10 protein-coding genes and 3 pseudogenes are annotated in these 13,762 nt (G+C 49.9%); 8 read left to right on the top strand and 5 right to left on the bottom strand.

Annotation, left to right across the window (positions count from 1 at the left end; genetic code table 11):
• The 6 genes and pseudogenes from CRI63_RS08335 to CRI63_RS24825 form a co-directional block, all read left to right on the top strand.
• Positions 1–2,491 (top strand): annotated as a pseudogene (locus CRI63_RS08335) (host specificity protein J); the annotation flags it as partial.
• Between the two features lie 60 nt (positions 2,492–2,551).
• Entirely contained in the window at positions 2,552–4,927 is a 2,376-nt protein-coding gene (locus tag CRI63_RS08330; protein WP_135519213.1) for a prophage tail fiber N-terminal domain-containing protein, read from the top strand.
• Positions 4,924–5,205, top strand: coding sequence for a hypothetical protein (locus CRI63_RS08325; RefSeq protein WP_135519210.1), 282 nt, complete (start codon positions 4,924–4,926; stop codon positions 5,203–5,205). The genes CRI63_RS08330 and CRI63_RS08325 overlap by 4 nt, the downstream gene beginning before the upstream one ends.
• A 9-nt stretch (positions 5,206–5,214) precedes the next feature.
• Positions 5,215–5,898 (top strand): tail fiber domain-containing protein, encoded by a 684-nt coding sequence (locus CRI63_RS08320; RefSeq protein WP_135519207.1) that lies wholly within the window; start codon positions 5,215–5,217, stop codon positions 5,896–5,898.
• Between the two features lie 10 nt (positions 5,899–5,908).
• Positions 5,909–6,196: a hypothetical protein gene (locus CRI63_RS08315; RefSeq protein WP_135519204.1), complete on the top strand. Its 288-nt coding sequence runs from the start codon at positions 5,909–5,911 to the stop codon at positions 6,194–6,196.
• A gap of 33 nt (positions 6,197–6,229) precedes the next feature.
• A pseudogene (locus tag CRI63_RS24825) lies at positions 6,230–6,310 on the top strand (capsid protein); the annotation flags it as partial.
• Here the strand turns inward: CRI63_RS24825 and CRI63_RS08310 are convergent.
• Both CRI63_RS08310 and CRI63_RS08305 read right to left on the bottom strand, forming a co-directional pair.
• Complete coding sequence (locus CRI63_RS08310; RefSeq protein ID WP_001217539.1) at positions 6,307–6,555, bottom strand: DinI-like family protein; 249 nt, start codon at positions 6,553–6,555, stop codon at positions 6,307–6,309. The pseudogene CRI63_RS24825 and the gene CRI63_RS08310 overlap by 4 nt on opposite strands.
• A gap of 61 nt (positions 6,556–6,616) precedes the next feature.
• Positions 6,617–7,714, bottom strand: a complete 1,098-nt coding sequence (locus tag CRI63_RS08305) for a site-specific integrase (protein ID WP_000332260.1) — start codon at positions 7,712–7,714, stop codon at positions 6,617–6,619.
• An 88-nt stretch (positions 7,715–7,802) separates the two neighbouring features.
• On the opposite strand from CRI63_RS08305, the gene dusA reads away from it, so the two are divergent.
• Positions 7,803–8,840 (top strand): tRNA dihydrouridine(20/20a) synthase DusA, encoded by a 1,038-nt coding sequence (gene dusA, locus CRI63_RS08300; protein WP_135519202.1) that lies wholly within the window; start codon positions 7,803–7,805, stop codon positions 8,838–8,840.
• Positions 8,841–8,973: 133 nt separating this feature from the next.
• Positions 8,974–9,216: an envelope stress response protein PspG gene (gene pspG, locus CRI63_RS08295; protein ID WP_000891404.1), complete on the top strand. Its 243-nt coding sequence runs from the start codon at positions 8,974–8,976 to the stop codon at positions 9,214–9,216.
• A 163-nt stretch (positions 9,217–9,379) separates the two neighbouring features.
• On the opposite strand, the pseudogene CRI63_RS08290 reads toward pspG, so the two are convergent.
• The 3 genes and pseudogenes from CRI63_RS08290 to CRI63_RS08280 all read right to left on the bottom strand — a co-directional run bounded on the left by CRI63_RS08290 (position 9,380) and on the right by CRI63_RS08280 (position 13,748).
• A pseudogene (locus tag CRI63_RS08290) lies at positions 9,380–10,365 on the bottom strand (quinone oxidoreductase).
• Positions 10,366–10,470: 105 nt separating this feature from the next.
• Complete coding sequence (locus CRI63_RS08285; RefSeq protein WP_135519199.1) at positions 10,471–12,507, bottom strand: FAD-binding protein; 2,037 nt, start codon at positions 12,505–12,507, stop codon at positions 10,471–10,473.
• Positions 12,504–13,748, bottom strand: coding sequence for an Nramp family divalent metal transporter (locus CRI63_RS08280; protein WP_240782734.1), 1,245 nt, complete (start codon positions 13,746–13,748; stop codon positions 12,504–12,506). The genes CRI63_RS08285 and CRI63_RS08280 overlap by 4 nt, the downstream gene beginning before the upstream one ends.
• Positions 13,749–13,762: the final 14 nt, after the last annotated feature.

The following is a 13,762-nucleotide window of genomic DNA, read 5'->3' as shown; positions in this document are numbered from 1 at the left end:
ACCAGTCGGTGCCGGATGGCTTTGGTGGCACGGAGCCGCGCATCACCTCGTAATGCCTACCTGACCACACAGCGTAAGGCGTGGGATGTTCTCAGTGATTTCTGCTCGGCGATGCGCTGTATGCCGGTATGGAACGGGCAGACGCTGACGTTCGTGCAGGACCGACCGTCGGATAAGGTGTGGACCTATAACCGCAGTAATGTGGTGATGCCGGATGATGGCGCGCCGTTCCGCTACAGCTTCAGCGCCCTGAAGGACCGCCATAATGCCGTTGAGGTGAACTGGATTGACCCGAATAACGGCTGGGAGACGGCGACAGAGCTTGTTGAAGATACGCAGGCCATTCTCCGTTACGGTCGTAACGTCACGAAGATGGATGCCTTTGGCTGTACCAGCCGGGGGCAGGCACACCGCGCCGGGCTGTGGCTGATTAAAACGGAGCTGCTGGAAACGCAGACCGTGGACTTCAGCGTGGGTGCAGAAGGGCTTCGCCATGTACCGGGCGATGTCATTGAAATCTGTGATGATGACTATGCGGGTATCAGCATCGGCGGGCGCGTGCTGGCGGTGAACAGCCAGACGCGGACACTGACGCTCGACCGTGAAATCACGCTGCCATCCTCCGGCACCACGCTGATAAGCCTGGTTGACGGACAGGGGAATCCGGTCAGCGTGGAGGTCCAGTCCGTCACCGACGGCGTGAAGGTGAAAGTGAGACGGGTTCCTGACGGCGTTGCAGAATACAGCGTGGTGGGGGCTGAAGCTGCCGACGCTGCGCCAGCGCCTGTTCCGCTGCGTGAGTATCCGTGAGAACGATGACGGTACGTATGCCATCACCGCCGTGCAGCATGTGCCGGAGAAAGAAGCCATCGTGGATAACGGGGCGCACTTTGACGGCGACCAGAGCGGCACGGTGAATGGTGTCACTCCGCCAGCAGTGCAACACCTGACCGCAGAAGTCACCGCAGACAGCGGGGAATACCAGGTGCTGGCGCGCTGGGATACGCCGAAGGTGGTGAAGGGCGTGAGCTTTATGCTTCGCCTGACCGTGGCAGCGGATGACGGCAGTGAGCGGCTGGTCAGCACGGCCCGGACGACGGAAACCACATACCGCTTCAGGCAGCTGGCTCTGGGAAATTACAGTCTGACAGTCCGGGCGGTAAATGCGTGGGGGCAGCAGGGCGATCCGGCGTCGGTATCGTTCCGGATTGCCGCACCGGCAGCGCCATCGCGGATTGAGCTGACGCCGGGCTATTTTCAGATAACCGCCACGCCGCATCTTGCGGTTTATGATCCGACTGTACAGTTTGAGTTCTGGTTCTCGGAAAAGCGGATTGCGGATATCAGGCAGGTTGAAACCACAGCCCGCTATCTTGGCACGGCGCTGTACTGGATAGCCGCCAGTATCAATATCAAACCGGGCCATGATTATTATTTTTACGTTCGCAGTGTGAACACCGTCGGCAAATCGACATTCGTGGAGGCTGTCGGTCGGGCGAGCGATGATGCGGAAGGTTACCTGGATTTTTTCAAAGGCCAGATAACCGAATCCCATCTCGGCAAGGAGCTGCTGGAAAAAGTCGAGCTGACGGAGGATAACGCCAGCAAACTGGAGGAGTTTTCGAAAGAGTGGAAGGACGCCAACGATAAATGGAATGCCATGTGGGGCGTCAAAATTGAGCAGACCGAAGACGGCAGGCATTATGTCGCGGGGCTTGGCCTTAGTATGGAGGATACGGAGGAAGGCAAACTGAGCCAGTTCCTGGTTGCCGCTAACCGTATCGCGTTTATTGACCCGGCAAACGGGAATGAAACGCCGATGTTTGTGGCGCAGGGCAACCAGATATTCATGAACGAAGTGTTCCTGAAGTATCTGACGGCTCCCACCATTACCAGCGGCGGTAATCCTCCGGCATTTTCCCTGACACCGGACGGGCGGCTGACGGCGAAAAATGCGGATATCAGCGGTAACGTGAACGCGAACTCCGGGACGCTCAACAACGTCACGATAAATGAGAACTGTACGATTAAGGGAATGCTGGAGGCAACTCAGGTCAGAGGTGACTTCGTCAAAGCTGTATCTAAGCCATTCCCGAAAAAAACTGGCTCGTGGGGCGATACGGAAACACCAGGCGGGACGGTTACAGTCACCATTTACGATGATCATAACTTTGACCGTCAGATTATTATTCCGCCCATTATTTTTAATGGTGTGGCGTATGACGATCCGGGGAGCGGTAATAACCCGGGAGGTACGCGATACACGGGTTATGGTTTTGAAGTTCGCAAAAACGGCGTATTAATCGCAACCAGAGAAACTAAAGGAGCCATTCCCGGTAGTTACAGTGCGGTTATTGATATGCCGAGTGGTGGTGGTAGCGTCACTCTGGAGTTTAAGATTTTCCAGAAAGGCAATCAGGGCGCAGGTAACATCACAGACTGTACAGTGATTGTGACCAAAAAAGCTGCTTCCGGTATCAGTATCCGTTGAAATATTTATAACCCCAATACGGGCGCCGGAAATGGCGCCTTTTTTATTTGTGGAGTGAGTATGGCAGTACAGATTTCAGGTGTGCTGAAAGATGGTGCGGGAAAACCAATACAGAACTGCACTATTCAACTGAAGGCAAAGCGTAACAGCACCACGGTACTGGTGAACACGGTGGCATCTGAAAATCCGGATGAAGCCGGGCGTTACAGTATGGATGTTGAGTATGGCCAGTACAGCGTCACCCTGCTGGTTGAAGGTTTTCCGCCTTCACATGCCGGGACCATTACCGTCTATGAAGGTTCCAGACCAGGTACGCTGAATGATTTTCTCGGTGCCATGACGGAAGAGGACGTCATGCCGGAGGCATTGCGTCGTTTTGAGGAAATGGTGGAAGAAGCGGCACGCAACGCCGAAGCCGCCTCTCAGAGCGCAGCGGCGGCAAAGAAATCCGAAACTGCAGCGGCATCATCGAAGAACGCGGCGAAAACCTCAGAAACGAATGCAGCTAACAGCGCACAGGCGGCAGCGGCCTCACAGACTGCATCGGCAAACTCCGCGACAGCAGCCAAAAAATCAGAAACCAATGCGAAAAACAGCGAGACAGCCGCAAAGACGAGCGAAACTAACGCAAAGTCCAGCCAGACGGCAGCGAAAACAAGCGAAACGAATGCCAAAACCAGTGAAACTGCGGCGAAAAGCAGTCAGGCTGCAGCAGCCGAAAGCGAGAGTGCTGCAGCCGGTTCTGCGACTTCAGCAGCTGGATCAGCAACTGCTGCGGCTAACAGCCAGAAAGCTGCGAAGACGAGTGAAACTAACGCAAAGTCCAGCCAGACGGCAGCGAAGACCAGCGAAACGAATGCCAAAGCCAGCGAAACTGCGGCGAAAAACAGTCAGGATGCAGCAGCCCAAAGCGAGAGTGCCGCAGCTGGTTCTGCAAGTGCGGCGGCTTCTTCTGCCACTGCATCAGCCAACAGTCAAAAAGCTGCAAAAACCAGTGAAACCAACGCAAAGGCGAGCGAGACTGCGGCGGCTAACTCGGCGAAAGCATCCGCTGCAAGCCAGACGGCTGCAAAAGCAAGTGAAGACGCAGCCAGAGAGTATGCAAGCCAGGCTGCGGAGCCGTATAAACAAGTTTTGCAGCCGCTTCCCGATGTGTGGATACCGTTTAACGATTCACTGGATATGATTACGGGCTTTTCGCCATCATATAAAAAGATTGTTATTGGTGATGATGAAATAACAATGCCTGGCGATAAGGTTGTAAAGTTTAAACGCGCATCGAAAGCAACCTACATTAACAAATCTGGTGTACTGACGGAGGCTGCAATTGACGAACCACGCTTCGAAAAAAATGGTTTGTTGATTGAAGGTACTACGACTAATAACTTTATTAATAGTAACTCACCAGCGAACTGGAACAGAAATACAAACCGTTTATCTGTTAGTGAAAACTCTATTGATGAATTTGGTTTTACTCAAGCAACATTCACTTATAAAGAATCATCCGACACTGGGCCAGTTACGTTGATTTCTACTGGGACATCCCGTGTGATTCCAGTTGTTGGTGGTGAATATGTTACTATATCTATTCGTGTTAAGGGGGCTGGTTGTCGCGCTCGCCATCGTATTTCAAAATTAAATGATGACGGGAACGGAAACACATTTATTGCTGATGCTATGTTGGATCTTGATACCGCTAAACTAGTTAGTGATGTTTTGTCTAGTCGCGTTGATTATGATCCTGCTAGTGGATGGTATTTTTTCCAATCGACATTTAAAGCCACCGAAGATATGAGCGTTTATGCTCGTACTGAAATGCTTGCTAAAAGTGGCGGCGAATTGGTCGCAGGAAATTACATAAAGGCGGCAACCGCTCAGGTAGAGAAATGTTCTCATGCAACATCATTAATCATAACTAACGACGTACCAGCTACCCGCGCTAGTGATTTGGTTAACATTCCTGTTAAGAATAATATGTATGACGCACCTATTACAGTTTTAGCCGAAGTTCATCGAAATTGGGAATGGGAACTTCCTCCTAATGCAGCACCACGTATAATGGATTTTTCCGGTGTGCCAACTGGCCAGGCCGTTATTTTTGGTTGCCGTGGCGGTACTGCCGCAAATACTGGTAGCCCTTATATTGATGTTGGTGCAGATGCTGGACGCGTTAATAGTTACCTGGTAACGAAAGAGAGAAAGTTCGTTGCTGGATTTAGAATTACTAAAGATTATGGTGTTCATATTGTTTTGAATGGTGATATTCCTCCTAGTGTTCCTAAAAAAACCGCGTGGAGATATGTAACTAAGAATACAAGCATTCGTTTTGGTGGGCAAACTTCAACGGGTGAACGTCACTTATTCGGTCATATTAGAAATTTCAGAATATGGCATAAAGAATTAACTGATGCGCAAATCGGGGAGAGTATTAAATGAAAGATTTAACACTCAAATTTGCCGACAGAGCCGACTTTTCGGCCTTTATGGAGAGTATCGGCTATTATGATGACGAGTCGATGCAGGATGATATTCTCATTGACGTGATAGGTAACGTGTACAAAGAAACCGGAGAACTTACTGAAGATGGCGATCCGGTATGTGTTAAGGAAGACGGATATTTTGTAAACGTGCGCATCATTAATGATACGCAAATATCGTCATTATTCGATGAATACGCGGTTGTAGTTGAACATCAACTTCGTGGCTGGATGTGAGGGAGATAAATGGCTATATCGACAGTAATTCCAGGAGATATCACCAAGCTAAAGGGAGATATTTCCTCAATTAACGGAAAAGTATCAACGCTTCAGACTGAGATGACCAGTGCAAAGCAGGATATCAGCTCCAGATACACAAAAACTGAAGTTGATAATAAGCTGAAAAACAAAGTGGAAGTGAACGATCTGGAAAGTGGTCGTTATGGTGGAGATTTTTACCCGCTGACTGGTCGTGAAGCGTTTTATTTGTGGGGATTGGGCACGACTACAGCGGCGGCAAACCTTTATCTTAATCCTGACCCCGCAATTTCGTCTGTGCTGCGGTCAACATCGTCTATCCGCTATAAACATTCAGTAGAGACGATAGATTCAGAGCACGCCGATCTCATTTTCAAGATGCGCCCTGTGTGGTACAGGTCGCAATGCGAAAATGACAGGCGTGACTGGGGATTCTACGGATTGATTGCCGAGGAAGTAGGAGAAATTGCCCCTCAGTTTGTACACTGGCGACCAGCTAACGAAGATGATGCACCGGAAGCTATTTCCAGCAATGGCCTTGTTGCCGAAGGTGTGATGTACGAACGTCTGGTTGTTCCACTGATTCACCATATCCAGAAACTGACAGAAAGAGTTGATGAACTTGAGTCAGAATTAAAGCTGTTATCAACTTCCCGAAGCGATATCGGATAAAGGAGGAGTAATGGATATAACACCTTTCCTTCATGCACTTTGTGCTGTGGCTGCGCAGGTACTGGTTGGTCTTTTTACCGGGAACTGGGCTTACGGAGCGATAGCCGGTTGTACGTTCTTCATTGCGCGTGAACATACCCAGGCAGAATATCGCTGGATTGAAATGTTCGGGCATGGCAAGCGTATGAATATGCCGTGGTGGGGTGGTTTTGATCCGCGCGTGTGGGATATGGCAAGTCTGATGGATTTTGCTGTGCCGGTGGTGGCGTGTCTGCTGGTCTGGCTGTTTATCCGTTAAACATAAAAAGCCGCAGCAACTTGTCATGGCAGAATACTGCGGCTGGCTGGTGAACTTCCGATAGTGCGAGTATTGAATGATTTCCAGCCGTTATCGATTTTACGTATTAATTAATGAACAAACCACTCGTCAGCAGACTCCCAGGTATCTTTCAGAGTTTCCTGAACAAAAGTTTTAGCTGAATCTTTATCGGCGGTGCGCGTAACAGAAAGGCCATCGTTGCTGGTGGCTTTTACGATCACCTCTACATCGTCATAACGCTTACTGATGCGTCGAGTTAATTCTTCCTTTAACGCATCCACAGCACCGTTTGGCATTTTAGTCATTTTCTCTTTGGCTATGCAGATCTCAATACGCATAAAAATCCCTCTATACTGTGTTTGTATACAGTATTATTTTTAACTGTATGAATAAACAGTGTCAAGAGGTCTTATTTCTGCTCCTTTGGAGTTCTTCAAAACGATTATGTAAAGATTTTGGATACAGTTCGGTATATACCTGCCATAGCACGTTTAATGAACGATGCCCTGTAACCTGGGCGACTTCCTCAATACTAAAACCAGCCTCAAATAAGCGACTTGCCCCTTCTCTACGCAAATCATGGTATCGCAGATCTTTAATACCTAATTTGCTTCTTACCCTCTGAAATCCTGCGGTAACAGAAGTGCTGTTGTATGGAAAAATGAATTCAGATTTTTTGGGTTGTCGTTGGACGATATCCCAGGCTTCCCCAAGCAAGGCCACTTTCATATGGTTACCTTCCTTTTTACGTGGATCTTTCCTGTCTCTTACTAGTATAGATTTTTGTTCCTGGTCGAGATCTTCCCATCGTAACCGGCATACTTCTCCGATTCGCATACAGGACCACACAGAAAATTTGAGGATATCAACGAACGGAATTTTTGAGCATTTATGAGTAGATCGTTGTTGAAGGCCTTCAATGAGCATGTCTAGTTCATCAGATGCTGGTCTACGATTACGACGATTTGATTTACCAATTAAACCAAGTTTAAGTAGATATGGACGAGCGGCTTTTGCTGGGTTTGATGTGTAATTAATTCCGTATACAGGTTTGGCTGCATCCAGAACACTGCCAAGATAACTAACATCGTGGCTAACAGTAGCTGGACCTGCACCGGCGTTGTTTCTCAACCTGCAATGTTCTATTACGTCATTTTCTGTTAATTCAGATAGTCTGATCGCAGAAATGTCACTATCCATAAGTAGTTCCAGCACATATCTTTTAGTACGGCCTGCTTTACCTCCGGCATTTGGGTCATTTAAATATTTGCGTAGTAAGTCACGGACTGTAAGCCCGTCAACAGCATTTGATGATGGAATGCCATGTAGATCTAATTCCATCACTTTCTGTGTGCCCCATGTTTTGGCATGAGCATGTTTAGGGAATGTTTTGCTTTCCCTGTAAGTGATAACCCCTTTTTCTTTGATAATCACATTACAGCGATAGCGTGGTGTGCCATCGGATTTTAGTCGTTTCTCTATGTTATAGTACGCCATTACACGACCTCGTTATTTCGGGTTCCCATAAAACGTGGGAACCTGTGCGGGAACCTAACGCGAGAAAAATAGCCTGAAATGTTCAAAAATGCACGATAATCATGAAACACAAAAAATTAATCAAACCAGCGTGATGCCTGAAAAAACTGGTGTTTACTGGAATTCTCGGTTTAGCATTGCTCCTATGCTCGACTGGACGGACAGACACTGCCGTTATTTCCTGCGTCTGCTCTCCCGTAATACGTTGCTCTATACCGAAATGGTGACCACAGGGGCGATTATTCACGGTAAAGGTGATTACCTGGCATACAGTGAAGAAGAGCATCCGGTGGCGTTACAGTTGGGCGGTAGCGATCCGGCGGCGCTGGCGCAGTGCGCGAAGCTGGCAGAAGCGCGCGGATATGATGAGATCAACCTGAATGTCGGCTGCCCGTCAGACCGGGTACAGAACGGCATGTTTGGCGCGTGCCTGATGGGGAATGCGCAACTGGTGGCTGACTGCGTAAAAGCGATGCGCGATGTAGTGTCGATTCCAGTGACGGTGAAAACGCGTATTGGCATTGACGACCAGGACAGCTATGAATTTCTCTGTGATTTTATCGACACCGTTTCCGGCAAAGGCGAATGCGAGATGTTTATCATCCACGCGCGTAAAGCCTGGCTCTCCGGTTTAAGCCCAAAAGAAAACCGTGAGATCCCGCCGCTCGATTACCCGCGCGTCTATCAACTGAAGCGTGATTTCCCGCATCTGGCTATGTCAATTAACGGTGGTATCAAGTCGCTGGAAGAGGCTAAAGCACACCTGCAACATATGGATGGCGTGATGGTCGGGCGTGAAGCGTATCAAAACCCAGGCATTCTGGCGGCAGTGGATCGAGAGATATTTGGTTCCTCGGATACCGATGCCGATCCGGTGGCGGTGGTACGAGCTATGTATCCGTACATTGAGCGTGAACTCAGCCAGGGGACGTATCTCGGTCATATCACCCGGCATATGCTGGGGCTGTTCCAGGGGATTCCTGGTGCGCGGCAGTGGCGGCGGTATTTAAGTGAAAATGCCCATAAAGCGGGCGCTGACATTAACGTGCTGGAACATGCGCTCAAACTGGTAGCGGATAAGCGTTAATTTTTCACCACAAAGTAGTCAAATTCACCACGCCCTGCGCTTCGACGCGGGGCGTTTTGTTTATAAATCAATATGTTATTTCTGGCATGATTCTTGTAAAGCCAGCAAGAGATTTCATTTTTGGGAGAACATCATGCTGGAACTACTTTTTGTGATTGGCTTTTTTGTCATGTTGATGGTCACCGGCGTTTCATTGCTGGGCATTATCGCTGCGCTGGTTGTGGCGACGGCCATTATGTTCCTCGGTGGGATGCTGGCATTGATGATTAAGTTGCTGCCGTGGCTGCTGTTGGCGATTGCGGTAGTGTGGGTGATCAAGGCGATTAAAGCGCCAAAAGTGCCGAAATATCAGCGTTATGACCGCTGGCGTTACTAAGGGATTGTGCGGATGATCACAACCTCAGGTTTTATCCTTAGAACAAAATAGGAATTGATAATCAAATCTGTCACTATTGCGCGTCAAACAAATTCATCGAGCTGTACCCTACATACAGCCGAACTATAAAAGAAAGGGCTTCCCAGGTGGAAGCCCAATTTCTTTATGGAATCAGTAAGCTGGAACCCTGCGTCGCCCGGCTTTCCAGAATCTCATGCGCACGCCGCGCATCCTTCAGCGGGTACTTCTGATGTTCTGCGACATCCACTTTAATTACGCCGCTGGCAATCAAAGAAAACAGTTCATTACTGGCTTCAGTTAACTCATCCCGCGTGGTGATATAGCCTTGGCGAGGGAAGGGCGTGTCACATACAGCGAGCCTTTCTGATTGAGAATGCCTAAGTTCACACCCGTCACTGCGCCTGATGAGTTGCCAAAACTCACCATTAAGCCGCGACGTTGCAGGCAATCCAGCGACCGTTCCCAGGTATCTCTGCCCACGGAATCGTACACTACGCGCACTTTCTTGCCGTCGGTGATCTCTTTTAACCGCTCGACCAGATTCTCTTCGCGATAGTTAATGACCTGCCATGCCCCGGCTTTTAAGGCGCTTTGCGCTTTTTGCGCCGTTCCCACGGTGCCAATAAGTTTTGCCCCTAAGGCTTTTGCCCACTGACAGGCAATTAAGCCAACGCCGCCAGCAGCCGCGTGGAACAGGAACTGTTCGTCAGGTTTGATTTCATACGTTTTGCGTAGCAGATAATAAACCGTTAAGCCTTTCAGGAATGATGCAGCGGCTTGCTCAAAAGAGATCGCCGCGGGCAGAATTGCGGCTTTATCGGCATTGACGTTATGCACAGAGCTGTAAGCCCCTAACGTTGACTGCGCATAAACCACGCGATCGCCCGCTTTAATATGCTTCACGCCGCTGCCGACTTTGCTTGCTATGCCAGCCGCTTCTGTGCCTAATCCGCTGGGTAGCGATGGCGGCGGATAAAGGCCGCTGCGGATATACGTGTCGATAAAATTAATGCCAATGGCTTTATTTTCGACCTGGATTTCATTCTCTGCCGGATCGACAGGAGTAAACTCCACGGCTTGCAGAACTTCCGGGCCACCGTGCTTGTGAAATTCGATGCGTGTTGCCATTTAAACTCCTTTACTGAGCGACATATCTGTTTTAAGCCTAACAGTAGTCGCCGGGCCGCGCGGGGATTTTTTCCGGGCTGTGGTCACAACCCGGAATATCTCTGGTCAGTATTGAAACAGCGTCGCCGCAATCCAGTTTTGCCACTGGCGCTCAAAGTTGGTTAGCGTTAATACACCCCGCTCACGGCACAAGCGAATCCAGGCATGGCAATCATTAGCTTCCAGACAAACACAAATCATGTATTGCCGGGCATCCTGATTTTCTGGTCGAAAACGCCAGGTCAGGAGTGGCCCACCTGGCGTTTGCGGTGCGATACCGGCTTCGCCATCATAGACAGCCCTGGCGCCACGACTCCCGCCACCATTTTCGATATAGCATTGTAAAGAGCGCAGTACAGCCAGCGCCAGTTGCGCACTTTGCCGCCACTGGAAAGATTGGGCGAGGCTGTTTTCATCGCTTTGAATGCCTTCCCGGCGAATATCTTCACAAAGTGTTGCTATGGTTTGCGCGGCAGTGTTGATCCCCTGCGTATGACACAAAATTGCAGCATGGTGGCTCATGGTATTTTGTATCGTTTCTCGCACGTCGTCGCGCAGCAGCCCCTGATTCAGGAACTGTTGCGCCTCATTAATCGTGCTGAGAATTTGTTGCCTCTCGAGAGGGAGGTCCTGACTTTTCTGATGAGCAATATGCAATGCACAGCGGCGGGCGAAAACTTGCCCGGCATTGAGCGCCGACCCACCAGGACGCGTCACACCATGTGTTCCGGCATTTTCTCCGGCAGCATAACAACCAGTTAGCGATGTACGCCCCCAAATATCAACATCAATTCCGCCATTAAGATGTTGATTATTTAGCGTAAATTTTAGCGGTGAGGCTGTGAGATCATGACCATGCATCTGATACAAGCGAATAGCCAGAGGATTCATCTGTGTTAATCGCGCCAGCGGTTGCGCCAGCAGGGCGTGATTTTGTTGCAGATAGTCGATGACATCATCATCCAGCTCTCGCAGGTTGAATGGCGTTCCGTCCGCTGCGGGTTCGGGTTCCCGCAGAAAATCGAGAAAAACATCGCGCCCTTTTTGTGTCTCCTCATACACCGCGACATCCAGCAGGCTGGAGCCATATTCCAGCATTCGTTCCGCGTGAAACGGCCACTGGTAACCTTTGCGAAATATCGCGGAGGCCAGCATACGAGTCGTAGGGTAATAAGCTGCCAGAAAATTATACTGACGTCCGGAGTGGTCCTGCGAGTAGATGCGCGGCATCGCTTGCATGTAAGTACCGGAAAGATTCCACGGAAACTGGCTGCGCGGTGTACCGATACCAAACTGACTCTCCGTAAGATTCACCAGCCTTATACCTGCTTCCAACGCCATGCCCAACGCACTAAAACAGTTCACCGGATAGACACTGTCACGATAAAGTTCACCTGGCCCGCCCGTGGCTAAAACCAGATGTTGGCAGCGAATTACTACCATTCGCCAGGGATTATCCCGACAGGTTTTATCGATGGCGATCACCCCTACGACTCGTCTGTTTTCTCCTTCACCGCGAGTCAGGATACGAATCGCCGTTGTGTGATCGCGCAGAGGAATATTAAGGCGCATTGCCTCCAGAGCCAGAACTTTAACCATCAGGCGAGAAGTTCGTGGGCCGCAACTGGTGGCGCGACCGAACTCATCGTGATCGGTTTGATAACGCAACGTTGCGCCAAAGAGATCTTCTGGCAGATCCAGACCCAGATATTTCAGAACTTCACAGGTGTTCACTGAGCCGACGGCTTCAACATAGGCAGTGTCATGATCCATCGAACCGCCCGCCGCCAGAGTGTCACTTAATGCCAGAAAATGGTCACCATTTGCACGGGTATTGGCGGTGTGGAGAGTTTGTTTATCAGAACCAGAACAGGCGGAAGTGCCCCAGAAAACTTTGCTGGAGGCTACCATTACATCGATATTTTGCCGTTTCAGCTCGACGGCAGCTCGCCATCCGGCAGCACCACTGCCTAGCACCAGCGTGTTGCAGCGGTACTCAGGTAAAATGGCGCCGTTAAGGTCGATACTACCGCTGGCTTGAGCCAGCGGTGAGTAATGGGGCATTTTGATATCAGTGAGCGCCGTTAGCGTTTCGTCAATCATTGCGTCCCACCTATTTCATCAGACTTTCGATTAAGCCGCTCATTGCCATATAGCCCATGATTAGCGTAAATGCGCTTATGGCAACAAACATGACGTTTTTCCCAGCGTGAGCAACGATATTCGCCCATTAACGAAGGCTTGTTCGCCAGCCAGAACATACATAAAACAGTCAGCGGCAGAATAATGGCGTTAAAGGCCTGGCTGGCAATCATCACCAATACCGGGCGTGCGTGGAACAGCGGCACAACCAGACAAAGCAGAGACATAACCGTCATCAGGATACGGTAACCTGGGCTAACTTCGTTGCTGGTATCACGCCAGTCAGCCAGCAGCCAGGGCGTTAACAGTAAATTCGGGAACTGACTGGAAAGCCCGGCAGCAACAATACCAATAACAAATAGTCCCACGGCAGCCGAGCCAGCAATAGGTTCGAGAATAATGACCATTTGCGAGGCGTTATTTAAACCTGTGCCAGTTTGATACAACGTACCCGCAGCCGCAGCCATCACCGCCGCACTGATGATGAACATCATTCCTGCACTGACAATGGCATCACGATTTTGATGAGGCAGATTGTCCACACCCCAACCATTACTTTTTACCAGAGTCGTGCGCATAAGAAACATTGCTGGCGCTACGGTGGTTCCCACCATGCCAGAAATTATCAGAAATGGCGTACTGTTATCGCCAGCGACAGGATCGGGAACTGACGGAATAAATCCGGCCAGCAGATCTGCGACCGGCGGCATCATAATGAAAAAATTAATCACAAACGCCAGCCCCATAATGCCAACCAGCGCGGAGAGGATTTTGTCGAACCCGGCGTTGCTGTTGGTCCAGAGCATCACGTTAATCATAATGACCATCGCGATAGCCCAGGCGAGTGCTGAGATACCGCCACTAAACCAGGTCGTGGACCATGTTGCCATTACATCCGCCAGAATGCCCATTACCCCCATAATGGAACCACTCACGGCAACGGTTAACCCGATCAGAAACAACATAGCAACGCCAGGATGGATATGGCGACGAAATGCAGTCAACGCGCGTTCACCTGTGACGGAAGCATAACGACCATAAATACGGATTAAAAACCAGGTAACGATACAAGAAAGCGCCACCGCCCACATCAGCGAGACGCCATAGTTTGCACCCGCTTTCGCCATAGTGGTGATACTGCCTGTCCCGATGCTGTAGCCAATAAGAAAGATGCCGGGTGCAAAGGCTGCGAGTTTTGTCATTATTCGCCGAAATA

The organism is Escherichia sp. E2661 (assembly GCF_004745185.1).
GTDB lineage: Bacteria > Pseudomonadota > Gammaproteobacteria > Enterobacterales > Enterobacteriaceae > Escherichia.
This window is presented reverse-complemented; position numbering and strand designations above follow the sequence as displayed.